Below are 24,630 nucleotides of genomic sequence, written 5' to 3'. Positions count from 1 at the left end.
CTTTTTAAGTATTAAAATTTCAGTTTTAAGTTAAATCCAAAATCTCTTGTTGTAGGAAGAGAACCTAAAGAATAACCTCTAGAACCTACTCCAGATCCTAATCCGCTTTCTGGATCTGCATAAGGAAGGTCTTTGTAAATAATCCATAAGTTGGATCCAACGACACTGAAAGTAGCTTCGTTTATTATTTTTTGTTTACTTAACCATTTTGTCGGAATATTATAAGCAATGCTTACTTCTCTTAATTTGACAAATGAAGCATCATAAACAAAGGCTTTACTTGGTTCTACATAATATCCGTAATTAGCATTTTCGTATGATCCTGGGTTTTGAACAGGAATGGTGTTTGGTTTTCCATCTGGTGCAACTCCAGAGTGTACAACCCCATTTTCTCTAATATCTCCCACAGCTGTTTCTTTATATAATCCTCCAGCAAGACCGTAAGCCATGTCCAGTGAGAAAATATCACCACCTTTTTGTGAGTCAATAAGGAAACTCAAAGAGAAGTCTTTGTAATTGAATTTGTTTCGGATACCTGCAATCCAATCCGGGTTTATATTACCAATGATATTATCTGAAGAAGTGGTCATTAAATATTTTCCGGTAGTTTGATCTACTGTTTTCTGTCCATTTGTATAGATATAATCAGAACCTTTTATTGTTCCATAAGGTTGTCCTGGTGTTGCGTTTATAGTAATTCCTTGTGGGTAAGAACCTAGTTGTAAGTTCTCAACGCCTTGAGGTAATTCAAGTACTGTACTTTTGTTGCGAGACCAGTTAACAGTTACATCCCAAGTAAAATCGTTGGTTTTAACCGGAGTTCCTGTCAATTGCAATTCGACACCTTGATTTTGGATTGTTCCCCCGTTTACATAAGCACTGGTAAAGGCAGATGAAGCACTCACCGCAGCCGAAACGATTTGGTCAACTGATTTGGTATTGTAGTACGTAATATCAAATCCCAATCTTCTGTTTAACATCGAATTTTCAAGTCCAATTTCAAATGATTTCGTTCTTTCCGGTTTTAGGTTCGGATTATTGTTTGTATTTGGAAGATAATAAGAACCTTCACCACCAAAATTAGGGTTTCTGTCATAAGTGTTTACCAATGAGTTAACAGGAGCAGAGTTACCAACTTCGGCATAGTTCATTCTGAATTTACCTAAATTCAACCAGTCTTGGTTTAACAATTTTGAGTAAAGTACAGAACCAGAAATTGCAGGATAAATGTAAGAGTTGTTTCCTGCAGGAAGTGTAGACGAAACGTCTCTACGAATGGATGCATCAATAAAATAGGTGTCTAAATACCCCACAGATCCTTGAAGGTAAATTCCGTTTACACCAATTGTTTCTCTTCTTTCAGAAGGGAAAGGCAGCTCATATTTCGAATTCCCCAATGCATAAAGACCAGGAACAACCAATCCTCCAATAGTAGAAGCTTTTACACTGTCAAATAAATTTCTTCTGATATTTAAACCCGCAACACCATTAATACTGAAATCATCACTAAGTCGTTTGTTGAAATTCAACATTACATCATAATTGATTTCTTGAAAATGAATGTCTTTTCTTTGGTAACCCGAAGTTTCATCCACAGGAGAAAGTCCAAAAGGATTTGCAACAGAACCAATAGCTCTTCTTTCTTCCTGCAATTCATTGTAAGTATCAAGCGATACTCTTCCCATGGCAGATAACCAGTCATTAATTTGATAGTTCAAAGTCGCATAACTCAACAAACGAGTTCTTTCGTCAGTGTTGTAATTTTGGTATCTTGTAAAATAGGGATTGTCCCAATATGCAGGTACTAAACCATCCTCAGATGTTGGATCTGCCCAGTTCCAGGAAATGTTTTGCCCTCCTGAATTAAAATAAGCTTCTTTTTGAGCTTGAATATCTGTGTTAACCGACCACCATTGGCGGAAAGCCCCCAAAATATTATCAGAATATCCTGTGCTGTTGCGTCCTTTAGTGTCCTGAAGTGTTACACTAGCATAAGCAGTAGCCGATAATTTGTCTGTAATTTTTTGGTTAAATCGTGCACTGATTTGATTTTTAGCCAATTTACTATTAGGCATGATACCAGTTTGATCTAATTTATTGTAAGAAAGCAAGAAGTTGCTGTCTTCCGTTCCTTTTTCGATAGTCAAACTATTGTTGAAATTTTTTGAATTGTTAAAAAAGGTGATTGGACCATTTTTTGCAGCTTGCCAAGGTGTGGCTTTTCCAAAATTTGGAGAATACTGGGTAAATGCATCCCATTGATAAACCAACTTAGAAGAATCATATTTGTCTCCAAGTGAGGCATCATTTGAAGTATCAACAGTATCGACTGGGTCTGTTCCCAAGAAAGAAGAGCCAAATCCATATCCCGAACCATATTTAGTTTGGTATTCTGGAAATGTTTTTTTATCAATTGTTCCAACAGAAAAACCCGTTGAAAATGTAACACCAATACTTCCGCTCTTTTTGGATTTTCCTTTTTTTGTAGTTACCATTACCACTCCGTTTGCGGCTCTTGCACCGTAAAGTGCGGTTGCAGCAGCTCCTTTAAGAACGTTCACAGATTCAATGTCTTCTTGGTTAATGTCTGATGCGGCATTCCCATAGTCATATCCGGTTTTACCATTCTTTTGGACTTCTTCGTTGGAGTTTGTATTGTCCACAGGTACTCCATCAATAACCCATAAGGCTTGGTTGTTTCCGGTAAGTGATTTGTTACCACGAATTACCACGTTGGTAGAACCGCCAAAGTTGGTGTTTCTAGTTACTTCTACTCCAGCGGCTTTTCCAGACAAAAGGCTCGCAACGTTATTATTGGCTGTACCGCCATTAAGATCTTTTCCCGATACTTCTTGCGTAGAGTAACCTAGTGATTTTTTCTCTCTTTTAATCCCCATTGAGGTTACAACAACGTCTTTTAATTCGTTGGCATCGCTCAACATTTTCACATTGATTGTTGTTGCACTAGCTTTACGTTCTTGGGTTTTAAGTCCAACATAGCTAAATACAAGTATTTGTTCTGGTTTTACTTTTAAGGTGTATTTACCATCTAAGTCAGTTTGAGTCCCTTCTTTTGTTCCTTTGAGAGTAATACTAACTCCAGGAATAGGCAATCCTGCATCATCTGAAACAACTCCCGAAACAGCTCTTTCCTGCGCAAAAATAATTTGCGTCAAGAATGCCAAAAACAGCACTAAGTTTACTTTCATTTTTAACATAATCTTACAATAATTTTATAATTTCATCGACAAACTTCAAAAAAATACGATGAACTACCTAATTTTAAATGTTAAACAATCTTTTTAGTACAGTTTTTTAACAGTAATGTAAGTTTATATTTGTTACGACAACGATGTAATTGGATTTATTTTTTAGGCTTGTTTTTGAAGAAAAATGGATTTAATCTTTTTTTAAGAATCCAAAAAAGGAGATTTGAACAGTGGTTTGATTTTGAAATATTGTGGAATATTCGCTCGCAATATTTTCTTTCCGAGGGATGAATCACTCAATGAACCTCAATCATGATCATAGTGAGCAACGAAACAGCTTCACTTAAGAAAATCAAAGGAAATAATTAGAATGTAGCTACCAGATGTTATTGCCCCGTCAGTTCGTTTTGGTTCGTGCCCTCTGGAATGACGATAGTTAGATGTTGCCTGAAATATTTTTTTAACTAGTCAACTTGAAGGTCATTTTATATAAAAAAATGAAACATTAGAATATAAAATTCCATAATCCGTTAACAAAATTTAATATTAATATTTTTTGTTACGATGAGAAATGAAGTCTAACGCTAAACAAATCAACTTAGTTTAGTTGGGGTTGATCGTAATGGGTTAGGAAAAAGAATTTTTAGAGAATAATTATTGGCTAATTACAATGATTTCAAAAGCCCTGCAGGAACTTTGTCAACATGCATTTGGTTCAATCCATTGATTGATTTGGAATCATCAAAGTATGGGAACTCTTTTCCTTCAGTAGTTTTAATCATTTTGGTAGTTCCTGTAATTTTTCCGATGGCTGTGCTTAATAATGGTTCAGAAGTATCTCCCAATACGCCCAAATTTATTATGTTTTCCTTTAAAGAATAGGTAGGAGTTAAACCATTAAAATAATCACCAAAATCATTTGCATTAACAATCTTCAAAACAATAGGCTGCATCGCATAATGGTGAAGAGGGTTTCTGTTCTCTTTTCCAAAAGTTGGTGAGTCATAAATCGTAATTGATCCAACATTTTTACCTGTGGTAATATCCCCAATCTGAACGACATCAATATAAGGTTTCAAACCATTAATAACCAATTCACTCGCCGAAGCGGTACTTTTTGTGGTTAAAATATAAACTTTGGTAAGATTCAGACTGTTTATTGGAGTGTTGCCAATAGTGTTGGTAAATAAGTTTTTCAATGCATTTGGGTCTTCAGATTCGAAGTAGGCATTGATTTTGTCATTCCATCTTTGTTTTGAAAATACTTTACCGTTGAACTGACCGGTTATCATGCTTGCCAATCGGGTTGCCGTTTGTACAGAACCACCGGAATTGTATCTCAAATCAAGAACTAAGTCGGTAGCACCTTGTGATTTAAATGAAGCAAAAGCATCATTTAAATTGGTGTCATAATTAGAATAAAATCCATTGTACATCAAGTAACCTATTTTGTGCCCTCCAGTTTCAATTACTTTATTTATCATTATCGGATTTTCGGAAAGCTCTGTTTTGGTTAGGTTTACCGATTTTCCGTTTGGTGTAATTTGACCATTATTGTAATCGGCAAGATTTAATGTATAACTATCAGAATTTAATAATAAAGTCTGATAATTACTCGCCGTAAGCTGTGTACCGTTTACGCCATAGAAAATATCGCCACGTTTGATGTTTTTGGTTGATGCATCAGAGTTTGGGATAATATATCTCACGTAACCAAAAATATCATTGGAACCTGAAGATTTATAGTAAAGCCCAAAATCCACGCCATCATTTTTTGTAGTACCTTGAAGCATTCCTTCCAATTCTCTGTAGTCACTAACAATCCAACTGAATCGATCGATAGATTTATCGACTCTCAAAGCATCAAATAAATCTTCCGGTTTTGAATATTGTTTTAGAAAAGAGTTTAAATCGTTTTGATTGGCAAATCTGTTATCGGCCAAATTAGGAACATCGGCTTGCCATAAATAATATAAATTAAGACCTTTCCATATAAAATCATTCACCTCCAAATTCTCTGGAGCTGCAACATCATCCATATCTTCACAACTCTGAAAAGTAAAAAAAGAAATGAATAATAGAAACGCAATTTTGAAAGATATCTTCATATTATGAGTTTATTTGTAGGGACATAACGCAAAAATACTAACTTTAGTTTAAATTAATTTCTTTTTTTGTAACAAAAGTAATACTGGCTCGTCTTGACTGTATAAACGGATTAATAAAATTGCTTTATGAACCAAAATGAATTCGTGCATTTGATTAATCCATTCAAGGATAAGCTCTTCCGATTGGCAAAACGATTACTCGTGAGCACGGAGGAGGCCGAAGATGCCACACAGGAAGTTTTGGTTAAATTATGGAGCAAAAATGAAAATTTAGATACGTACAACAGTGTCGAAGCCGTGGCGATGACGATGACAAAAAATTATTGTTTGGATCAGCTGAAATCAAAACGTGCCAGCAACCTCAAAATTGTGCATTCTAATTTTACCGATAAAGAACCAAGTTTGGATAGTAAGATTGAAGATAGTGACAGTTTACTTTGGGTAGAAAAAATTATTGACCAATTGCCTGAGCAACAACGATTGATTATCCAGTTGCGGGACATAGAGCAATTCGAATTTTCGGAAATAGCGAAAATTATAGAAATGAATGAAACTGCCGTGCGAGTGGCGCTTTCGAGAGCAAGGAAAACGATTAGAGAATATATGTTAAAAGCACATAGTTATGGAGTTCGATAGAATGGAAGCACTTTTAGAAAAATACTTTGAAGGAGAAACAAGTATTGCCGAGGAAAATGAGTTAAAAAACTATTTTTCTTCAGAGGATGTTGCGCCACATTTAGAACAATACAGTTCATTATTTGGTTATTTCATAGAAGCTAAAGAGCAAAAATTTTCGAAAAAAACAGCTCTGATTTCGGAAAAACCAAAAGCGCTATGGTGGTCAATAGCTGCATCTGTGGCTGTCTTGATTGGAGTAGGAACATTTGTTTATTTTAATTCTGCGAATACTGTAAAAGCTAATAAGGAATTAGGAACGTATGATAATCCTGAAGAAGCTTTTGAAGCTACCCAAGAAGCATTGGCAATGTTGTCCAATAATGTAAATGTTGGGGTCGAAGGGGTACAATATCTTCAGGTTTATGAAGTGACCAAAGGAAAGGTGTTTGTGGAGTAAAGAGTAAAGAGTAAAGAGTAAAGAGTAAAGAGTAAAGAGTAAAGAGTAAAGAGTAAAGAGTAAAGCGAGAGTGATTCTAGAGCATTCTGGCCTGGTAATTGAATTGAATTTTAAAAATAATCATTAAATCAAATAAAAAAATGAAGAAGTTAATAATCACATTAGTAATAGTATTAGTATCTAGTCCGTTTTTTGCACAGTCTGCATTTGATAAATTTGACGGCAAAGAAGAAGTAATATCGGTTGTTGTCAATAAAAAGATGTTTGAGTTGATGAGTAAGATGAAGGTAGATACATCCAATAAAGAGATGCAGGAATACATGAACCTAATCAAGAAGTTGGATAATTTACAATCTTATACATCTTTGGATGAAGGTATAAGGAAAGAAATGAAAGTAACAGCAGATAAATACATCAAAACTGCTGGTTTAGAAGAATTAATGCGAATAAAGAATGAAGAAGGAACCACTAGAATAATGGTTAAATCAGGAGCCAAAGAAAACCAAATTAAAGAGTTGTTGATGATTATTGATGGAAAAGCCAAAGGGAGTATTGTTGACGCAAGGGCCAAAGGAGCAAGCGATGAAGCTACAGTTTTGGTGTCGTTGACAGGAGATTTTGACCTGAATGAAATTTCGGTGCTGACCGATAAAATGAAAATTCCTGGTGGAGAAGATTTGAAAAAAGCAACTAAAGACAAAAAGTAATATGAAACAGGCTTTATTTATAATTGCCTTTATAAGTGGTTTGTTTTTGGTGAGTTGTAATTCAGAGCTTACTTTGCAAAAATATTTTGTCGAAAATAGCGAAAAGAAAGATTTTATCGCTTTGGATATTTCATCGGATATTTTGAATGTTGACAAAACCAAATTGACGGCCGTGCAAAAAGAAGCTTTGCAGTCTTTTGATAAAATAAATGTTTTGGCTTTCAAATTAGATGATAAAAACAAAGCACAATTTGAAACAGAACGTGCCAAAGTGAAATCGATTTTGAAAAATACTATTTACCAGCCGCTTATGAGGATTGGCTCAGGCAAAGAAGGTGCATCGGTAAGTTATGTTGAAACGGATGGGAAAATTGATGAGTTTGTGCTTTTTGCCAATAAAAATGATGCCGGTTTTGCTATTGTGAGAGTTTTGGGAAAAGACATGAATCCAACGAATATTATGAATATGGTTTCGGTTTTGAAAGAATCAAAAGTCAATTTAGATCAGTTAAAACCTTTACAGGAATTAATTAAAAAGAAATAAAACAAATTTTATACTGAAAGAAGCGTTTCGATTGTTTCGGAACGTTTTTTTAGTAAAAAAATAACAAGAGTCTTTGGAAGTCTGCGAAGTCAGAGTGAAGTTTTAGCACGCAGACTTCGCAGACTTTCGCAGATTTTTTAAGTATGTTTTTTAGCCACATTCAGAGGTAAGCCTCGCTAGTGCGAGCGTCACGCTCGTACCCATGGAGAGGATAAACCTTTTTTAAAAAATTTAATTTGGATTAATATTGATTGTGTTCACAAGCGGGACGCTCGCGCTAGCGTTGTAAGTAGGATGCCCACAGGTCTGGAGTGTTTAAATTGGTTACGATGCAGGAATCAGATACAGAAATAGTCGTAATCTTAGAAGGATATACTTTTTTGATTTCCAAATCCAATCGGCTGTTTTTATCGGTTGGATTAAGGAAAAGTAAAGTGTTCCAGAATTCAGATTGCAATTTTATCGGGTGCCCATTTTTGCCTTCAAAATTTGGGAGCACGATCTCATTTTGAGTATCGATAATTTTTTGTAATTCGTTTGTATTCAATATCGGAATATCAATCGGGTTAAATAATACCGATTTATGTTTGGGGATTTCTTGTAAAACAGTTTGTAATGTTGAGAAAGGACCTAATTGCGGATTTTGGTTCACCACAATTCTCAATTTTACGTTTTCATAAGGAGCAAAATGCGATTGTGCCTTTGCAAACCATGGAATTGTTTTTAAATATTCTTCGTGGCGATAACCCAATCCAATATAAATTTCGCTTATCGTAGAAGCTGAAATACGGTTTATTTGTTCCAAAATCCAATAGGAGTTTTGGAAATCCAATAATCCTTTTGGAACACCCATTCTTTCGGATTTTCCTCCGGCCAATAATACAAATACGGTATTATTTTCCATAATAAGCTTTCAGTAATTCGGAAGCAATGCTAATGGCAATTTCTTTGGGGGAATTGCCCCCTAAATCCAATCCGATTGGGCAATGGACAGGAGCGATTCCAGGTTTGAAATTCAATTCGTTTATCAAAAGGTTGTTGAATTTGTTTTTCTTGGTTTTGCTGCCAATGAGCCCGATGTATTTTGTTTGTTCGTGCAAAGCCAAAGCAGTAATCTCAAAATCCAGTTTGTGGTCGTGAGTCAAAATAACTACGTAGCAGTTCGGCCCCCAATTTACGGTTTGTTTGTAGAGGTCAAAAGGGATGTCACTGTAAGTTACAGTTTCATCAATTTTGATGGTTTCTTTCCAATTTTCACGGGTATCGAGTAGCGTAATCGAGAACGGGGTGTCCTTGAGAACATCACAAATAGCAACGCCAATATGCCCGGCACCAAAAAGATATAATTCTGGGGATTGATTCATGGGTTCAATAATTAATTCGACTTTTCCTCCGCAGCATTGTTCAAATTCAGGCCCCAAAGTAAAATTTGATTCCAAAATTTTATTTTCTCTAATGGCACGAACCGCTTCGTCGATTACCTGAAATTCGAGTTTTCCGCCACCAATGGTTCCGTGAATTTCTTTTTGATGAGTAACAATCATTTTTGACCCTATTCTACAAGGAGCCGAACCAAGAATTTTGGTTACGGTAACGAGTGCAACGGGTTTTCTATTGCTTTTAAATTCGTGTAAGAGTTCAATCCAATTGTTCATCAAATTTATTCGTAGGGATTTTATTTATTGGTTATTACACGAGTTCGTAATCGCTTAGCGGTAAGTTGTAATATCGTTTTCCTGTCAGTTTGAAAATTGCATTAATTATCGCCGGTGCAATTACTGGTACGCCTGGCTCGCCGACGCCTGTAGGTGTATCGGTACTTTCCACAATTTCCACATGAACATTTGGAATTTCATTCATACGTACCATGCGGTAGTCGCTGTAGCTGTTTTGTTCAATAGCACCGTCCTTAGCTGTTATTTTTCCATAATAAGCTATTGACATTCCAAAAATAGCTGCACCTTCCAATTGGGATTTTATGGTGTCCCTGTTTACAGCTGTTCCGCAATCAATAACGGTATGAACATTGTGCGTTTTTACTTTGCCTTCTATAAGTGAAATTTCCACGACCGAGGCTACATAAGAATTAAAACTATAATGAACTGCCAATCCGTGAGCGTGTCCTTTTGGTAAAGGTTTTCCCCAATTGGCATTTTTTGCTGCCAGTTTCAAGACGTTTTTTAAGCGTGCTGTATTATATTTTAGGGGACTTTTGGTATTCTCAATACGGTCTTCGCCAATTAATTTAAGTCTAAATTCCAAAGGGTCCTGTTGCGCGGCATGTGCCAATTCATCGGCAAAAACATTGATGGAAAAGCCATGCAAAATATTGATTACCGATCGCATCCATCCAATTCTCACCATTGCAGGCGCTTGTCCGAATTCAATTTTTAAATTTTTTATATCAAATGGAACATCGGCAGCACTAGAAATTTCCCATCCGGCGGGGTATTCGGTTCCAGGATTAAAGGTAGACATGATTGAAGGAAAAGCAGAACGGTGTAGCCATCCAGTAACATTGCCTTGTGCGTCGAGTGAGGCTTTCATGTATTGCGAACTTACAGTATGATAATAACCGTGTTTTATGTCGTCTTCGCGAGACCATATTACCTGCACCGGTGCATTGATGGCTTTTGAAACCATTACGGCTTCTACGATATAATCTGGTTTTGATTTTCGGCCAAAACCACCGCCTAGGAAAGTAACGTTTACAGTAACTTTTTCTTTTGCTGTTCCCAAATAGTTTACTACTTCATCTCTGGCGGTTTGAGGGGATTGAGTTGGAGCCCAAACTTCGCAGCTGTCGCCTTGAACCCAAGCTACGGCATTGGGGACTTCCATGGGAGCATGAGCGAGATGAGGTAATTTAAAAGTGCTTTCGACAACTTTTACCGCTTCGCCAAAAGCCTTGTTTACATCGCCAATTTCTTTATCCACCTTGCCTTCTTTGTGGACTCTTTCGGTCAATTCGGCCATGTATTTTTCAGAATCATAGGCTTCGTTTTTTCCGTAGTTCCATTGTATTTCCAGCGCTTCTTTTCCTTTGAAAGCAGCCCAGGTATTTGAAGCAATAACAGCAATTCCGCCAAGTGGCCCGAAAGGCCTTTCTATTTTTTGAAGTTCGATTACATTCTCTAGTCCGCGAATTTTCATAGCGGCTGTTTTGTTGAACGATTTTACGGTTCCAAAAGTAACGGGACATCTAGCAATGGCCACAAATTTCATGTTTGGCAATCGTTTGTCAATTCCGTAAGTGGCACTTCCGTTGACAAAATTCTTTATATCAACGCTTTTTAGAGTTTTCCCAATGTATTTAAAGTCTTTTGGATTTTTATAAATAATATTTGTTGGAATAGGTAATGTTTTTGCGGTATCTACCAATTCGCCAAAGCCAATTTTTTTTCCACTAGAATGAATGATAAAATGATTTTGAGCGGTGCATTCGCTTTCAGGAACCTGCCATTTTTTTGCGGCAGCAGATATGAGCATCATTCGAGTCATGGCTCCCATTTTTCGCATGGTTTCATACAAATAGGTTACACTTCGGGAACCATCCGTGTTTTGATCGCCGTATTTTTTATCGCCAACAGCCTGCTTAACAGTGACTCTGTTCCAATCGGCTTCCATCTCATCGGCAACGACAGAGGTAAGGGAAGTTCGTACTCCATTGCCCATTTCTGATCGTGAGGCTATTATGATAAGGCTTCCGTCCGGATTTAACTGTACAAAAAGGTTTGGATTGAATTCGGTTGCCAATTGAGTTTCATTTTCATTTGAAAAAAGAGAATAATTGCAGGCAAGAATTAATCCACCGGATGCTAATCCAACATTTTTGATAAATGTTCTACGGCTTATGTTTTGGATATCACTCATGATTAGCGTTGTTTCTTAAGTTTCACAGTATGCTGAATTGCGTTTTTAATACGTTGATAAGTACCGCAACGGCAAATATTGCCACTCATGGCATTGTCAATATCAGAATCAGAAGGATTTTTATTGGAATTGAGCAAGGAAGTGGCCGCAATTAATTGACCAGGCTGGCAATAACCGCATTGTGGAACGTTGAATTCCTCCCAGGATTTTTGTAATAATTGCAAATTTTCTGAAGTCCCTTCGATGGTCGTGATGTTTTTGCCAATAACAGTAGAAACAGGTGTTAAACATGAATACGTGGCTACATTGTCAACGAGTACTTTACAAGCGCCGCAAGCCCCAATTCCGCATCCAAATTTGGTTCCGGTAAGACCTATAGTGTCTCGTATAGCCCAAAGTAAAGGCATCTCTGGATCGACATCTATGGTGTATTTCTTCTTGTTTATGAGTAATGTAGTCATTTGTATTTCAGTTTGAAATTATGAAGCTGAAAGTTATGACTTTTTTTAAAATTTGGTTTTAATTTTTTGAAGAAGATTGAAAAGAGTGGGGTTTTATTAGGTCATAAAAACAAAAACAGTGGCTATTTCCTGAAAAATAATCACTGTTTTTGTTAATAGTAAATAGTGTATTATTTACTCATTACCTGATAGCGTTCTTTACTTTTGGGTGAAATTTGTGATAAGCTGTAATTACCAAAAAGTTTATCAAAGTATAATTTTGATTTCTTTGGATTGTTGTTTTCATAATAGTAATTACCCAGAAATTCATAAACTTCGAGAGATCCATAACCTTGATTTGCAATTCGTTCATAGGTTTTCTGGACATCAACGAGTATGTATTTTTTCTTAGTCACCGAATCGTATTTAACGGTCTGCGAATTCGCATTTGCAATAGCCAGCATTATAAAAACGAGGCTAAAAAATAAAGATAAATTCTTTTTCAAAGGGATTACAGTAATTTTTTCCATAGGCTAAATTTTTTATAGTAGAAAAGGACTGCTAAATTGTTTAGGGCAAGCAAGTTAGCGATTTTTTTTGGTAAACAGCAAATGAAAAGTTAAAAAAATATAAAATATTGAATTTTAGTTGTTAAAATTTATGATTTTAACTCAAAAAGAGCATAAAAAGTCAAAATATACTGACTTTTTATGCTCTTTTGTTGTTTTTTGTATTTTTAATAATGTGGAATCCTGACTTTTTTTAACCCGAATTAAACATTTGATGCAAATCGATTTGTTTGTTTTTGTTATCCCTCGAATGATTAAATTAACATTTCTATTTCGAAGGTTTAATAAAAAGTTTTTTTATAATGTCCGAAGTAATTAAGTGGTCTTTGGCCTGCATAATTTTCAGATAGTAATAAGTAAAACACTGCTATTGAGAAAGTTATTTGTTTTTGCATTAAAAAATGAATAAAAAACTTTGGGTATCTTGTGGTTAAATTGTTGTAGGGTTAAAATTTGATCCAAACTAATTATTAGAAGGCATATCTTCCCATAATAGTTGGGAATACTTTGAATTCTTCTGAAGGAACAAAGTTGTTGCTGATTTCGATTTCAGAACCCAAAGAAAAGTTTTTATTGAAGTTGTACATTACTTGAGGTTCGGTCAATAAAATTGCTTTTTTGCTTGAACCATCGGCTCTGTCTTCAGACCAAAAATCAAGAAACCCTCTTATGGTTATTTTGTTGTTGAATAAATTATGGAACCAAACAGCGGTAAACTGCCCGTCAAGCCCAGTAGACCCATGTGTGTTTTTGTACATATAAGTAGTGTTCAAGGTGAAATTACCGATCTTGATGGGAAAACCAAAACCAACTAAAAACGCTCGATTGATTGGGAATCCAAGCGGATTTTCGGGACTTCCGGCTTTGTCGTCGGTCATTAATAAACCGTCATTATATTCTATATGAAAATTCAGTCCTTCCAAAAAGTTGTTTTTGATGTTGAATTTTCGGGCAATTTCGAAATAAGCCAGATTTGCTGAGTCATTGCGCCCAAAGTTGTAATCGGTAAAAAAGAAAGTGCTTCCTAATTTATCTGGTTTAAAAAATTCGAATGTGAAAGTAAGATAATCTCTTTCGGGTAAAAAGTCATAATGCAGTTGCACTTCTTGGGCTTGGGCAAAACAGGAAAATAAAAGCGTAAATAGTAAATGTTTGATTTTTGGTAAATTTTTGGTTTTCATGGTGTTGGTATGCTGGATTTGGGGTTAATTCATTTGCGAAATGATGATTTCCAATATCGAAAAGATTCCTATTCCCCACATGATTGGGTGAACTTTGTCGGTATTTTTGGTTAAAAGACACAGAATGATAAACGACGAAAAACCATAAGCAATTCCCGAACTGATGCTGTAGGTTAATGGCATTAGAATTAATGTCAGGAAAGTGGGAACGGCTATATAAAGTTCTGTGAAATCAATTTTGATTAAGTGTTTTGCCATAAAAATTCCCACCAGGATAAGTGCAGGTGCGGTGGCATAGGCCGGAACGATTCCAATAAGGGGTGCGAAGAACATGGCAAGGAAGAACAGTCCGGCTGTAACAACTGAACTTAATCCGGTTCTGGCACCATTGGCAATTCCTGCCGCCGATTCTATATAAGTCACCGTGCTGCTGGTACCCAAAACACCGCTCAAAGCTGTTGCTACGGCATCGGCTTCTAAAACTTTTTTGATGTGAGGCATTTTCCCGTCTTTATCAATCAATCCCGCTTCCATAGAACAGGCAATCGCCGTTCCGATTGAATCGAACAGGTTTACGAACAGGAAAGAAAATATAGGAGCGATAAAAGTGATTTTTAAGACGGATAAAATTTCCAGTTTTCCAAAAACAGGAGCAATAGAAGGAGGAGAGCTTATGAATTCTGTTGGGACTTTTATACTGTCATCAAAGATAAATCCCAATACAGTTGCAAGCAGGATTCCTATCAGAATAGAGCCTTTAACTCTTCTGATTTCCAAAAATACGGTAACAATAAAAGCAATCAATCCGATAACTACTGCCGGTGTAAATTTTCCTAATCCGACCAAAGTGGCTGGGTTGGCAACAATTAGTCCCATTTGTTTGAAACCTATGAAAGCAATAAACAATCCGATTCCTGCCCCAATGGCAACCCGGAGCGATTCTGGTATGGCATCGACTATTTTGTGCCGGATTCCGAGAATGGAAATGATAATAAATACAATTCCAGACATGGTAACAACACCCAGAGCTTGTTGCCACGTTGTTCCGTGGCTCATAACGAGCGTAAAGGCAAACATTGCGTTGAGTCCCATTCCGGGAGCCATTGCAAAAGGGACATTTGCCCAAAGTCCTACTAGCAGTGTTCCTATGATTGCTGCAATACAAGTAACACTGATAAGAGCTGCTTTGTCCATTCCTGCAGCAGAAAGAATGTTTGGATTTACAAAAATGATATAAGCCATCGTTAAGAAAGTAACTGTTCCACCAATAGCTTCTTGTTTGAAAGAGGAGTTTCTTTCTTTGATTTTGAAAATTTTTTCTAGCATCGTTCCGCTGTTTATAGGTTTGTTTTATTTGAATAAAAAAAAAGGAAAATGTATTGATAGTCAAATTTTTATCTTCCAAAAAATAAGCTTTCCAAGTAAAATTACATTATTTAATTGAAAATTCGTATTAGGATTTTCATTGTTTTTTACAATTAGATTTGCTTCAATTGGGGTTGTAGCAGATATTGTGATCTAAAAGTGAAAAAGCTGAAAATTATTCGAATTTTGAGATAATGCCTAAATTTAGTTTAAATGGAAGAACTATTATTTCAAATGCTGAGCAAATTTATTTGGTTTTAAGACAAATCGGGATGATAAAAATCATGTGTTAAAAAAATATAACAGATATTAATAGGTGTTAATTTTTAGGTCTTGATTTTTTATTTAGATAAAATCGGATTGTTATCGGATTTTAATTTGTAGTGTAAAAATAAAAACCCTAGTTTTTACCAGGGTTTAGAGGGATTTGTGTTTTTAAAAAGTGACCACGGTGGGATTTGAACCCACACGCCCTTACGAGCACCACCCCCTCAAGATGGCAAGTCTACCGTTTCTCCACGTGGCCGAAAATAAGTAGAGACGTTGCATTGCAACGTCTCTATATTCTGTGACCCGACTGGGGCTCGAACCCAGGACCCCATCATTAAAAGTGATGTGCTCTACCGACTGAGCTATCGAGTCATTGCTTCAAGAAACTTATGCTTTGATCACCTATTTGTGACCCGACTGGGGCTCGAACCCAGGACCCCATCATTAAAAGTGATGTGCTCTACCGACTGAGCTATCGAGTCATTTCGTTTCTTGAATGCGGGTGCAAATATAAGGACTTATTTTCGAAGTTTCCAAGCAATTTTATTATAAATTTGTCTTTTTTAATTAAAAACTCTTAACCTCTTAATACGTAAGCTCTTATTCAAATGAAAAAAATTATATTGTTGGGTTATATGGGATGCGGTAAGTCTACAATTGCCCAAAAACTTTCCGGAATCGTCTCTATTCCCTATGTTGATCTCGATGAATTTATCGAAAAAAATGAAAAAATGGCCATAAAACAGATTTTTGATAATTATGGTGAGATACATTTTCGGAAATTAGAGCACACTTATTTTCTTGAATTGCTAAATAATCAAGAAGAGGATATTATCGGGCTTGGGGGAGGAACGCCCTGTTATGCCAATAATCATGAATTGTTGGTAGGGGATAATGTTATTTCTATCTATTTAAAAGCATCTGTAGAGACATTGTTTGAAAGATTGGTAGCTAACAAGAGTAAAAGACCGCTTATCGCTGATAAAAGCGAAGAGGAAATGAAAGAGTTCATCGCCAAGCATCTTTTTGACAGAAGTCCTTATTACAATCACGCACAGTATAAAGTGACCGTCGATAATAAAACCATCGAGGAAACAGTGAATGATATATTGAATCTTTTAGCTTAAGCTGGCGTAACTGTTGTTATTGTTGTCGAAAACAACGGCTACGTGCTCCAATAATGATGTTGAAAGTGATATTCCTTTGAAATCGGCTTTAATTGGGAATTTTTTGTGGTTTCTGTCTACAAGAACAGCAGTTTTGAACTTTTTCAGAGGAACATCCAAAAAATGTTTTACAGCATATATTAAGGTAGTTCCAGAACTCAACACGTCGTCAACAAGTACTAATCCTTTGTTGCTGTATTGGTCTTTTTCCAAAGAAGTGGTTATAGGAAGTTCTGGTTTTTCTTTGTTGATGGTAACTTCGCAAAGCGAAATTTTTATAGGTGAAATACTTGCTAATACCTGAGCGATGTTTTGGGCAAAAATGAAGCCATTGGCAGTTATCCCTGCAATCACAATTTCTTCTTCATCAACAAAAGTTTCATAGATTTGGTAAGCTATTCTTTTGGTGGTGTGTTCTATTTGTTGATTGGTGAGGATTATGTTTGTGCTCATGGCGTGTTTTGATTTTATTTTTTCAAAGATAAAAAAGTTATACCAATTGTATTTATTATTTATACTGATAATCTTTCAAGGATAATTTGCTTTTATTTCCTACTTTAAATGAGTGGAAGTTGTGCTTTAATTTGTGTTTGTTTAATTTATATATTACTCTATTTCGTCCTCATCGATTATTTCATTTCCAAATTCATCAATATCTCTTCTGTCTTTTTTTGTAGGTCTTCCGGTGCCGGTTTTACGGTAGTGCTGTTTGGATAGTTTTAATAATTCCAAATGTTCAAATGCTTCAGCTGGAGTTTCGTCTTTTCGGTAGATGTCAACAAGTTTGGCTCCTACGCGATTGTCAGGAATATCCAGTACGGTAATAATGTGAGTAATCTGATCTTTCCTGAAAGTGATTTTATCAGTAGGAAAAACTTCCTTTGACGGTTTGGCGGTAATTCCATTTACCGTTATGTGGTTTTTTTTGCAAGCCTCGGTTACCATGTTTCTGGTTTTGTAATACCGTACGCACCATAAATATTTGTCTATTCTCATTGAATTTTCTAAAAACGGAGTTAAATACTTTACAAAAGTAAATCATTAATGTATATTTGCGACTTAAACCACACCCTATAATGAGCAAAATTAAATTTTATTTTATTTTATTGATTGCGACAGTTGTTACTTTAAATTCTTGTCACAAGGATGATAATAACGAAGATGTTACTCCACCAATACCTTATGCTGACCAATATCCCAAAGATATTGCCGCGATAGAAGATTATTTAAATACACATTATATAAGCGAAGTAGTTAATAATCCAGGTCAGCCTAATGATCAAGATGTTACAATTTCAAAAATCGATAATCCTGTGACACAACCTTCATTGATGTCTTATTTGAATAGTTCGACTCTTCCAAGATTGACTTTTAGAAATGTTAATGCTCACGATATAACCTATAAGATTTATACTTTGGTTATTAGAGAAGGGAAGAGGAATGATGCCGTAAATGGCGGAGGAGAATATCCTTGCAATATGGATGGGGTATATGCCGGTTACAAAGGAACTTTGTTGGACGGGACCGTATTTGATTCTTCAAATAATGGGCAGTCATTGTTTAACCTTGACGGTACAACTCATGATGGCGGGACTGGTGTAATTCGAGGTTGGTCTGAAGGTTTTCCTCAATTTTTGACAGGCTGGATGTCATCTAATACAGACGGGACAGTACGATATAATGATTTTGGAGTTGGCGTGATGTTTCTTCCTTCTGGAATGGGGTATTATAATAATGCACAGGGAAGTATTCCCGCTTATTCACCTTTGGTATTTAGCGTGAAATTGTTTGGCGTAAAGCGATACGATCACGATCAGGACGGTATTCCTTCTTATCAGGAAGATTTGAATGGAGATCGTTATATGAATACTTTTGCGGCTGGTGTTGCAAATCCGGATGATACTGATGGAGATGGAGTCCCTAATTTTAATGATTTTGATGACGATGGTGATAATTATGCCACTAGAGGAGAAATCAAAGATGCTAACGGTAATTACTACGCATTTGATAAAATACCTGATTGTTCAGGAAATCAGATCGATCCAAATAGATTAAAAAGGCATTTGGATAAAAATTGTATCAAAATGAATCAATAAAATAAAGAATAAAGAATAAGGAAGTCCCATTTGCTAGTTTTGCATGCAAATGGGATTTTTTTTAGGTTTTAATTTGAAGTTTTTTGAAAGATTAAAACTTTGTGTTTACGTATGAGTAATAATTATCTAAAGCAAAGAAATCAAACTAAATAAAGACAAAAAACAAAAAAGCATAAAAAAATCCCGTATCGTTTGACAACGATACGGGATTTCGAATTTATAACGAAAGATTATTTTCTTTTGATAACTCTTTCTACAGCTTCAACAATCGCTTGATTGTTTAATTTGTATTTTTCCATTAATTGCTCTGGTGTTCCAGATTCTCCAAAGCTGTCATTAACCGCAACAAACTCTTGTGGAGCTGGGTGGTGCAATGCCAGTACTCTGGAAACGCTTTCTCCAAGACCTCCAAGAATGTTGTGTTCTTCGGCAGTAACGACACATTTGGTTTTTGCCAATGATTTTAGAATAGCTTCTTCGTCTAGTGGCTTAATTGTGTGAATGTTGATTACTTCGGCAGAGATTCCTTTTTCTTCTAATTTCTCTGCTGCAACCAAAGCTTCCCAAACCAAGTGTCCTGTCGCAACAATTGTTACATCGGTACCTTCGTTTAACATAATTGCTTTTCCGATGGTGAAAGGTTCGTCGGCAGGAGTGAAATTTGGAACAACTGGACGTCCAAAACGCAAGTAAGCCGGTCCGTGGTGGTCTGCAAGAGCGATTGTAGCCGCTTTGGTTTGGTTGTGGTCGCAAGTGTTGATTACTGTCATTCCTGGCAACATTTTCATTAATCCAATGTCTTCTAGGATTTGGTGAGTTGCTCCATCTTCTCCAAGAGTCAATCCTGCGTGAGAAGCACAAATTTTTACGTTTTTGTCTGAATAGGCAACTGATTGACGGATTTGGTCATAAACCCTTCCTGTAGAGAAGTTAGCAAAAGTTCCCGTAAAAGGAATTTTACCTCCGATAGTTAATCCAGCTGCAATTCCAATCATGTTTGCTTCTGCAATTCCGATTTGGAAAAAACGCTCAGGGTGATTTTTCTTGAAATCATCAAATTTTAATGATCCAATCAAATCGGCACAAAGAGCCACTACGTTTTCGTTTTTTTGACCCAATTCAGTCATTCCCACTCCAAAACCTGAGCGGGTATCTTTACTTCCTGTATTTATATATTTTTTCATGTATTTCTTTTGAGTTACTGAGTTGCTAAGACTCTAAGTTGCTATGTTTTAAATCTTAAATCAGAAATCGTTAATCTCTAATCAAAAATCTAATAATCTGTATTGCCTCCAGTGTTGTAATTTTGTTCCAAAGCATTTGCAAGTTGTGCATCATTTGGTGCTTTACCATGCCAAGCATGACTGTACATCATATAATCTACACCATTACCCATTTCGGTATGAAGTAATACGCAAACTGGTTTTCCTTTTCCGGTTCTTGCTTTTGCTTCATTCATTCCTCCAATGATAGATTCAATGTCGTTTCCTTTGGTAATTTCAACAACTTCCCAATCAAAAGCTTCAAATTTAGCTTTTATATTTCCCATTGCAAGAACTTCGTCTGTAGTTCCGTCAATTTGTTTTCCGTTAAGGTCGACAGTTGCGATAAGGTTGTCTACTTTTTTTGCAGAAGCATACATAATTGCTTCCCAGTTTTGACCTTCCTGTAACTCTCCATCACCGTGCAATGTATAAACGATATGGTTGTCTTTGTTTAGTTTTTTAGCCTGAGCCGCACCAATTGCAACAGATAATCCTTGCCCTAATGAACCGGAAGCAATACGTACTCCTGGTAAATTATCGTGTGTTGTAGGGTGTCCTTGTAATCTTGAGTTAATCAAACGGAAAGTTGATAATTCCTTTACCGGAAAATAACCGCTTCTTGCCAAAACGCTGTAAAATACTGGTGAAATATGTCCGTTTGAAAGGAAGAATAAATCTTCTCCAATTCCGTCCATAGTAAATTTCTCATTGCGATCCATTATGTTTTGGTACAAGGCTACTAAAAATTCGGTGCAACCAAGAGACCCTCCTGGGTGACCTGAATTAACAGCATGAACCATACGAAGAATATCTCTTCTTACTTGGATAGTTAAATCGTTTAATTGTTGTGTGTTAGGCTTCATTTTTTGTGTAAAAGTTAAACTGATGCAAAAGTAATTTTTTTTTGCGGGAAGACAAATGATTTTAGAATTAGTTATGATGGTCTTTTTACTGATTTGTTACATTTTTTGATTTTTTAAAGGAAATTTGAAAAATAAAGTTGGGTTATGATGTTTTTTAAGGAGTTGATGGTTTGGGTGAAAGATTGCTTGTTTGTAGTGTTTTGTATGACTCTGTCGGTTAAAATGGAGTTTGTGTTTTGAAATTTTCTTATTTGCTGTGAGCGTAAGGGCAATGTCATTAAGTTAAGCGTTTTTTATGTCATTTCGACGAAGGAGAAATCACATAACGTGAGTCACTAGTCAGATTCCTCGTGCCTCGGAATGACAAAACGATGGTTTTATATTCTTAACGTAATGACATTGAGCGTAAGGGATGGAAGCGGCATCCTTTATGTTTTTCCTTTAAAAACATAAAGATACAGCGGACAGCCCGACAGCGCCGTAGCTTGCGGAGGTGGTGATACGCCCAAAAGAATAGTAGATTGTTAAATAATATCTTAAATTCTGACTACAAAAAATTTAAATAAATTATCTTTGCCGACTGATAAAAAGTCTATATGAAATGAGCCTGAGCTAATCTTGATTGTAAAAAATGATTATTAGCGAATTGCATTTGACCAAAAAGACAATAAAAAAGACAAATGAAGTTTGATTTACTAAAAACAGATCCTCAATCGAAAGCGCGTGCGGGAAGTATTACCACCGATCACGGAGTTATCGAAACGCCTATTTTTATGCCCGTTGGAACCGCAGCTTCGGTAAAAGGAGTTCACCAACGAGAATTAAAGGAGGAAATAAACCCAGACATTATTCTTGGAAATACCTATCATTTGTATTTGCGACCGCAAACCGAAATACTTGAAAAAGCAGGCGGATTGCATAAATTTATGAATTGGGATCGCAATATTTTGACCGATTCTGGTGGGTATCAGGTGTATTCGCTTTCGGCTAACCGTAAGATTAAGGAAGAAGGAGTAAAGTTTAAATCGCATATTGACGGTTCGTATCATTTTTTTACGCCCGAAAATGTGATGGAAATTCAGCGTACGATTGGTGCCGATATTATTATGGCTTTTGATGAATGTACGCCTTATCCTTGTGATTACCGTTATGCGCAGCGTTCTATGCACATGACGCACCGTTGGTTGGATCGTTGCATCAATCACTTGGAGAAATTGCCATTCAAATATGGTTATGAACAAACGTTTTTCCCGATTGTACAGGGAAGTACTTATAAAGATTTACGACGTCAATCGGCAGAATATATTGCCAATTCCGGTCAACAAGGAAATGCAATTGGCGGACTTTCGGTGGGAGAACCTGCGGAAGAAATGTACGCAATGACCGAAGTGGTTTGCGAAATTTTGCCCGAAGACAAACCTCGTTACCTAATGGGAGTTGGAACTCCGATTAATATTTTAGAGAATATCGCTCTCGGAATCGATATGTTTGATTGTGTGATGCCTACGCGTAATGCAAGAAACGGAATGTTGTTTACGGCGAACGGAACAATCAATATCAAAAACAAAAAATGGGAAGCTGATTTTTCGCCAATTGACGAAATGGGATATACATTTGTCGATACAGAATATTCCAAAGCGTATTTGCGCCACTTGTTTGCTGCCAATGAATATTTGGGAAAACAAATTGCAACAATTCACAATCTCGGTTTCTATATGTGGCTGGTTCGCGAGGCAAGAAAGCATATCTTGGCAGGCGATTTTAAACCGTGGAAAGAGATGATGGTGAAAAATATGAGCCAAAGACTTTAAAATAATTATGAATTATAAATTATGAGTTAGCTTGTGTTGCTCTCAATTTATAATTCATAATTTATAACTCACAATCAAAAATATGCTGACAATAATTGACAAATACATTTTAAAAAGATATTTAGCCACTTTTGTGGTGATGCTTTTGTTGTTTGCTCCTATTGGGATTATTATAGATATTTCTGAAAAGATTAATAAAATGCTTCAGAATCAAGTACCAGTCTTGAAAATAGCCATTTATTACTATCATTTTACGATATATTTCATGAACAATCTTTTTCCGATATTCTTATTTATATCGGTGATATGGTTCACATCAAAATTGGCAAATAACACAGAGATTATTGCTATTCTAAGTTCCGGAATTTCTTTTACCCGTTTTATGAGGCCTTATATTATAGGTGCTTCTATAGTTTCTGTTATTGTATTGCTGATGGGTTTTTGGGTCATACCTGTGTCCAGTGAAGGCTATAACAATTTTAGGTATACTTATTTACGGAATGATGGAAAGGCGCTGATGCGGGGGGATAATACCGATGTTTACAGGCAGATAAATGATAATGATTTCATTTATGTGAATAGCTTTAATACGGAGTCTCAAACGGCTTATAATTTTTCATTGGAACGATTTAAAAAAGAAAAACTGGAATACAAAATCACAGCCAGCAGAATTCAATGGAATCCTAAAGAAAAGAATTACACGTTATACGACTACACCAAAAGAATAGTAGGGGCAGAAGGAGATGTTATTGAAAAAGCTCCCGAAAAAAAGATGAAATTTACTTTTGACCTTGAGGATTTGACACCGGTGGTTTATATCGCCGAGACATTGAGCCTTGGAGAATTGAACGCTTTTATTGATAAAGAAAGAAAGCGTGGATCGTCTAATATCAATGTGTATCTAGTTGTTTTATATAAAAAATATAGTGTTCCAGTTTCGGCATTTATTTTGACGATTATAGCTGTTTCCGTATCTTCAATGAAACGAAGAGGAGGAATGGGAGTCAACCTTGCCATTGGTATTGCTGTGGCTTTCTCATTTGTCTTTTTTGATAAAATATTTGGCGTATTGGCCGAAAAATCTACATTTTCACCACTTTTGGCGGTTTGGTTGCCCAACATCTTTTTTGGGATATTAGCCGTTTATTTATTACGAAATGCAAAACGATAATTTAAAGAGTTACCTTAATCTACATTTAATAGTTTTTATTTGGGGATTTACAGCAATTTTAGGCGCATTAATTACAATTCAGTCTGAGTTTTTGGTTTGGTATCGAATGTTTTTTGCGGCAGTTTTTATTGCTGCTTTTTTGGTTGTAAAAAAAGAATCATTCAAAGTGTCTCCCAAATCATTGTTGAAATTTATAATTGTTGGATTATTCATCGCGCTGCACTGGATTTTCTTTTTTGAATCGATAAAAATCTCAACTGTATCAATCACATTGTCGGTTTTTTCATTGGGAGCATTTTTTGCCTCATTGTTGGAGCCTTTATTTTATGGACGAAGAGTGCTTTGGTACGAAGTGTTCTTCGGATTGATTATTATAGCTGGATTGGGATTGATTATGCAGGTAGAAATCAATTATTGGAGCGGAATGCTATTGGCGTTAATCTCTGTGTTATTGGGAGTTTTGTTTACTTTGATGAACGGAAAGTTAATTGCCAATCATGAGCCTTCGATTATTTCTTTTTATGAATTTTTTGCTGGGTTCATTTTTATTTCAATCTATTTTTTATTCAAAGGGACATTCTCGAAAGAAATTTTTGTGATGACTGCCAAAAACTGGATTTTGATTTTAATTTTGGCTTCCATTTGTACGGCTTATGCTTTTACTGCTTCGGTAAAGGTAATGCGTCAATTGTCTCCGTACACGGTGATGTTAACGACTAATTTAGAGCCTGTTTACGGTATAGTGCTGGCTTATTTTATCATTGGCGGAAAAGAAAAAATGAGTACTGAATTTTATATCGGAGCTGTTGTAATTGTGATTACGGTACTTTTGAATGGAATAATAAAACACTATAGAAAAGAAGACGAATTGTAAGTTTTTTAGTTGTTGTGAAGTCGATTTTTTTCTACAAAAACAA

General features: G+C 35.9%; 22 protein-coding genes and 3 tRNA genes. 9 read left to right on the top strand and 16 right to left on the bottom strand.

From position 1 onward, the window contains the following. Window positions 1-11: 11 nt before the first annotated feature. Together EM308_RS17340 and EM308_RS17335 are read right to left on the bottom strand one after the other, a co-directional pair. Entirely contained in the window at window positions 12-3,209 is a 3,198-nt protein-coding gene (locus EM308_RS17340) for a SusC/RagA family TonB-linked outer membrane protein (RefSeq protein WP_231559969.1), read from the bottom strand. Between the two features lie 665 nt (window positions 3,210-3,874). Further along, window positions 3,875-5,317, bottom strand: coding sequence for a S41 family peptidase (locus tag EM308_RS17335; protein WP_035633111.1), 1,443 nt, complete (start codon window positions 5,315-5,317; stop codon window positions 3,875-3,877). 126 nt (window positions 5,318-5,443) lie between these two features. On the opposite strand from EM308_RS17335, the gene EM308_RS17330 reads away from it, so the two are divergent. The 4 genes from EM308_RS17330 to EM308_RS17315 all read left to right on the top strand — a co-directional run bounded on the left by EM308_RS17330 (window position 5,444) and on the right by EM308_RS17315 (window position 7,643). Beyond that, window positions 5,444-5,953, top strand: coding sequence for an RNA polymerase sigma factor (locus EM308_RS17330; RefSeq protein WP_035633109.1), 510 nt, complete (start codon window positions 5,444-5,446; stop codon window positions 5,951-5,953). After that, the gene (locus EM308_RS17325) at window positions 5,940-6,392 is read left to right on the top strand and encodes a hypothetical protein (protein WP_035633107.1); all 453 of its coding nucleotides are present in this window, start codon (window positions 5,940-5,942) and stop codon (window positions 6,390-6,392) included. Before EM308_RS17330 ends, EM308_RS17325 begins: the two co-directional genes overlap by 14 nt. A gap of 140 nt (window positions 6,393-6,532) precedes the next feature. Continuing rightward, a complete protein-coding gene (locus EM308_RS17320) occupies window positions 6,533-7,099 on the top strand; it encodes a DUF4252 domain-containing protein (protein WP_035633105.1) in 567 nt (188 codons plus the stop codon). Window position 7,100: 1 nt separating this feature from the next. Continuing rightward, window positions 7,101-7,643 (top strand): DUF4252 domain-containing protein, encoded by a 543-nt coding sequence (locus EM308_RS17315; protein ID WP_035633102.1) that lies wholly within the window; start codon window positions 7,101-7,103, stop codon window positions 7,641-7,643. Between the two features lie 277 nt (window positions 7,644-7,920). Here the strand turns inward: EM308_RS17315 and EM308_RS17310 are convergent, their stop codons facing one another. The 10 genes from EM308_RS17310 to EM308_RS17265 form a co-directional block, all read right to left on the bottom strand. Further along, window positions 7,921-8,547, bottom strand: coding sequence for a nucleotidyltransferase family protein (locus tag EM308_RS17310; RefSeq protein WP_035633100.1), 627 nt, complete (start codon window positions 8,545-8,547; stop codon window positions 7,921-7,923). Continuing rightward, window positions 8,537-9,298 (bottom strand): xanthine dehydrogenase accessory protein XdhC, encoded by a 762-nt coding sequence (gene xdhC / locus EM308_RS17305; protein WP_051877604.1) that lies wholly within the window; start codon window positions 9,296-9,298, stop codon window positions 8,537-8,539. Before xdhC ends, EM308_RS17310 begins: the two co-directional genes overlap by 11 nt. Window positions 9,299-9,332: 34 nt before the next feature. Then, on the bottom strand, window positions 9,333-11,516 hold the full coding sequence (locus EM308_RS17300) for a xanthine dehydrogenase family protein molybdopterin-binding subunit (protein ID WP_035633098.1): 2,184 nt from the start codon (window positions 11,514-11,516) through the stop codon (window positions 9,333-9,335). A 2-nt stretch (window positions 11,517-11,518) separates the two neighbouring features. Beyond that, window positions 11,519-11,977, bottom strand: a complete 459-nt coding sequence (locus tag EM308_RS17295; protein ID WP_035633096.1) for a (2Fe-2S)-binding protein — start codon at window positions 11,975-11,977, stop codon at window positions 11,519-11,521. A gap of 170 nt (window positions 11,978-12,147) precedes the next feature. Further along, entirely contained in the window at window positions 12,148-12,486 is a 339-nt protein-coding gene (locus EM308_RS17290; RefSeq protein WP_035633093.1) for a hypothetical protein, read from the bottom strand. Window positions 12,487-12,995: 509 nt separating this feature from the next. After that, complete coding sequence (locus EM308_RS17285) at window positions 12,996-13,706, bottom strand: DUF5020 family protein (RefSeq protein WP_035633090.1); 711 nt, start codon at window positions 13,704-13,706, stop codon at window positions 12,996-12,998. Between the two features lie 24 nt (window positions 13,707-13,730). Beyond that, on the bottom strand, window positions 13,731-15,032 hold the full coding sequence (locus tag EM308_RS17280) for an NCS2 family permease (RefSeq protein ID WP_035633086.1): 1,302 nt from the start codon (window positions 15,030-15,032) through the stop codon (window positions 13,731-13,733). Window positions 15,033-15,514: 482 nt separating this feature from the next. Next, window positions 15,515-15,597, bottom strand: a tRNA-Leu gene (locus EM308_RS17275). Between the two features lie 43 nt (window positions 15,598-15,640). Next, window positions 15,641-15,713, bottom strand: a tRNA-Lys gene (locus EM308_RS17270). Window positions 15,714-15,750: 37 nt separating this feature from the next. Next, a tRNA-Lys gene (locus EM308_RS17265) sits at window positions 15,751-15,823 on the bottom strand. A gap of 126 nt (window positions 15,824-15,949) precedes the next feature. Between EM308_RS17265 and EM308_RS17260 the strand changes: the two genes are divergently transcribed. Beyond that, window positions 15,950-16,468 carry a shikimate kinase gene (locus EM308_RS17260; RefSeq protein WP_035633083.1) on the top strand — a complete coding sequence of 173 codons (519 nt, stop codon included), beginning with the start codon at window positions 15,950-15,952 and terminating at the stop codon, window positions 16,466-16,468. On the opposite strand, the gene EM308_RS17255 is transcribed toward EM308_RS17260, so the two are convergent. Together EM308_RS17255 and EM308_RS17250 are read right to left on the bottom strand one after the other, a co-directional pair. Next, window positions 16,460-16,960, bottom strand: coding sequence for a phosphoribosyltransferase family protein (locus tag EM308_RS17255; protein ID WP_035633081.1), 501 nt, complete (start codon window positions 16,958-16,960; stop codon window positions 16,460-16,462). The two genes, EM308_RS17260 and EM308_RS17255, sit on opposite strands and share 9 nt — an antisense overlap. A 153-nt stretch (window positions 16,961-17,113) precedes the next feature. Then, window positions 17,114-17,503: an RNA-binding S4 domain-containing protein gene (locus EM308_RS17250; protein WP_035633078.1), complete on the bottom strand. Its 390-nt coding sequence runs from the start codon at window positions 17,501-17,503 to the stop codon at window positions 17,114-17,116. An 80-nt stretch (window positions 17,504-17,583) separates the two neighbouring features. On the opposite strand from EM308_RS17250, the gene EM308_RS17245 reads away from it, so the two are divergent. Beyond that, window positions 17,584-18,603 (top strand): FKBP-type peptidyl-prolyl cis-trans isomerase, encoded by a 1,020-nt coding sequence (locus tag EM308_RS17245; RefSeq protein ID WP_035633076.1) that lies wholly within the window; start codon window positions 17,584-17,586, stop codon window positions 18,601-18,603. A 230-nt stretch (window positions 18,604-18,833) separates the two neighbouring features. On the opposite strand, the gene EM308_RS17240 is transcribed toward EM308_RS17245, so the two are convergent. Together EM308_RS17240 and EM308_RS17235 are read right to left on the bottom strand one after the other, a co-directional pair. Continuing rightward, window positions 18,834-19,787 (bottom strand): transketolase family protein, encoded by a 954-nt coding sequence (locus tag EM308_RS17240; RefSeq protein WP_035633074.1) that lies wholly within the window; start codon window positions 19,785-19,787, stop codon window positions 18,834-18,836. 89 nt (window positions 19,788-19,876) lie between these two features. Then, window positions 19,877-20,731 carry a transketolase gene (locus EM308_RS17235; RefSeq protein ID WP_035633071.1) on the bottom strand — a complete coding sequence of 285 codons (855 nt, stop codon included), beginning with the start codon at window positions 20,729-20,731 and terminating at the stop codon, window positions 19,877-19,879. A 680-nt stretch (window positions 20,732-21,411) separates the two neighbouring features. On the opposite strand from EM308_RS17235, the gene tgt reads away from it, so the two are divergent. From tgt to EM308_RS17220, 3 genes are all read left to right on the top strand, one after another. Continuing rightward, the gene (gene tgt, locus EM308_RS17230; protein WP_035633067.1) at window positions 21,412-22,542 is read left to right on the top strand and encodes a tRNA guanosine(34) transglycosylase Tgt; all 1,131 of its coding nucleotides are present in this window, start codon (window positions 21,412-21,414) and stop codon (window positions 22,540-22,542) included. A gap of 82 nt (window positions 22,543-22,624) precedes the next feature. Next, window positions 22,625-23,713, top strand: a complete 1,089-nt coding sequence (locus EM308_RS17225; protein ID WP_035633064.1) for an LptF/LptG family permease — start codon at window positions 22,625-22,627, stop codon at window positions 23,711-23,713. Further along, window positions 23,700-24,587: a DMT family transporter gene (locus EM308_RS17220; protein WP_035633061.1), complete on the top strand. Its 888-nt coding sequence runs from the start codon at window positions 23,700-23,702 to the stop codon at window positions 24,585-24,587. The genes EM308_RS17225 and EM308_RS17220 overlap by 14 nt, the downstream gene beginning before the upstream one ends. Window positions 24,588-24,630 lie beyond the last annotated feature (43 nt).

Origin of the sequence: Flavobacterium gilvum, from assembly GCF_001761465.1 — a bacterium.
Taxonomy (GTDB): domain Bacteria; phylum Bacteroidota; class Bacteroidia; order Flavobacteriales; family Flavobacteriaceae; genus Flavobacterium; species Flavobacterium gilvum.
The sequence above is the reverse complement of the archived record's forward strand: the minus strand, read 5'-3'. Positions and strand labels throughout refer to the sequence as shown.

What these genes read in the sequence shown, in the direction of transcription:
- EM308_RS17220 (WP_035633061.1), top strand. Translation starts at nt 23,700, where the DNA reads ATGCAAAACGATAATTTAAAGAGTTACCTTAATCTACATTTAATAGTT.
- EM308_RS17310 (WP_035633100.1), bottom strand. Translation starts at nt 8,547, where the DNA reads ATGGAAAATAATACCGTATTTGTATTATTGGCCGGAGGAAAATCCGAA.
- EM308_RS17280 (WP_035633086.1), bottom strand. Translation starts at nt 15,032, where the DNA reads ATGCTAGAAAAAATTTTCAAAATCAAAGAAAGAAACTCCTCTTTCAAA.
- EM308_RS17240 (WP_035633074.1), bottom strand. Translation starts at nt 19,787, where the DNA reads ATGAAAAAATATATAAATACAGGAAGTAAAGATACCCGCTCAGGTTTT.
- EM308_RS17315 (WP_035633102.1), top strand. Translation starts at nt 7,101, where the DNA reads ATGAAACAGGCTTTATTTATAATTGCCTTTATAAGTGGTTTGTTTTTG.
- EM308_RS17295 (WP_035633096.1), bottom strand. Translation starts at nt 11,977, where the DNA reads ATGACTACATTACTCATAAACAAGAAGAAATACACCATAGATGTCGAT.
- tgt (WP_035633067.1), top strand. Translation starts at nt 21,412, where the DNA reads ATGAAGTTTGATTTACTAAAAACAGATCCTCAATCGAAAGCGCGTGCG.
- EM308_RS17335 (WP_035633111.1), bottom strand. Translation starts at nt 5,317, where the DNA reads ATGAAGATATCTTTCAAAATTGCGTTTCTATTATTCATTTCTTTTTTT.
- EM308_RS17250 (WP_035633078.1), bottom strand. Translation starts at nt 17,503, where the DNA reads ATGAGAATAGACAAATATTTATGGTGCGTACGGTATTACAAAACCAGA.
- EM308_RS17260 (WP_035633083.1), top strand. Translation starts at nt 15,950, where the DNA reads ATGAAAAAAATTATATTGTTGGGTTATATGGGATGCGGTAAGTCTACA.
- EM308_RS17340 (WP_231559969.1), bottom strand. Translation starts at nt 3,209, where the DNA reads ATGAAAGTAAACTTAGTGCTGTTTTTGGCATTCTTGACGCAAATTATT.
- EM308_RS17235 (WP_035633071.1), bottom strand. Translation starts at nt 20,731, where the DNA reads ATGAAGCCTAACACACAACAATTAAACGATTTAACTATCCAAGTAAGA.
- EM308_RS17285 (WP_035633090.1), bottom strand. Translation starts at nt 13,706, where the DNA reads ATGAAAACCAAAAATTTACCAAAAATCAAACATTTACTATTTACGCTT.
- EM308_RS17255 (WP_035633081.1), bottom strand. Translation starts at nt 16,960, where the DNA reads ATGAGCACAAACATAATCCTCACCAATCAACAAATAGAACACACCACC.
- EM308_RS17320 (WP_035633105.1), top strand. Translation starts at nt 6,533, where the DNA reads ATGAAGAAGTTAATAATCACATTAGTAATAGTATTAGTATCTAGTCCG.
- EM308_RS17330 (WP_035633109.1), top strand. Translation starts at nt 5,444, where the DNA reads ATGAACCAAAATGAATTCGTGCATTTGATTAATCCATTCAAGGATAAG.
- xdhC (WP_051877604.1), bottom strand. Translation starts at nt 9,298, where the DNA reads ATGAACAATTGGATTGAACTCTTACACGAATTTAAAAGCAATAGAAAA.
- EM308_RS17225 (WP_035633064.1), top strand. Translation starts at nt 22,625, where the DNA reads ATGCTGACAATAATTGACAAATACATTTTAAAAAGATATTTAGCCACT.
- EM308_RS17290 (WP_035633093.1), bottom strand. Translation starts at nt 12,486, where the DNA reads ATGGAAAAAATTACTGTAATCCCTTTGAAAAAGAATTTATCTTTATTT.
- EM308_RS17300 (WP_035633098.1), bottom strand. Translation starts at nt 11,516, where the DNA reads ATGAGTGATATCCAAAACATAAGCCGTAGAACATTTATCAAAAATGTT.
- EM308_RS17245 (WP_035633076.1), top strand. Translation starts at nt 17,584, where the DNA reads ATGAGCAAAATTAAATTTTATTTTATTTTATTGATTGCGACAGTTGTT.
- EM308_RS17325 (WP_035633107.1), top strand. Translation starts at nt 5,940, where the DNA reads ATGGAGTTCGATAGAATGGAAGCACTTTTAGAAAAATACTTTGAAGGA.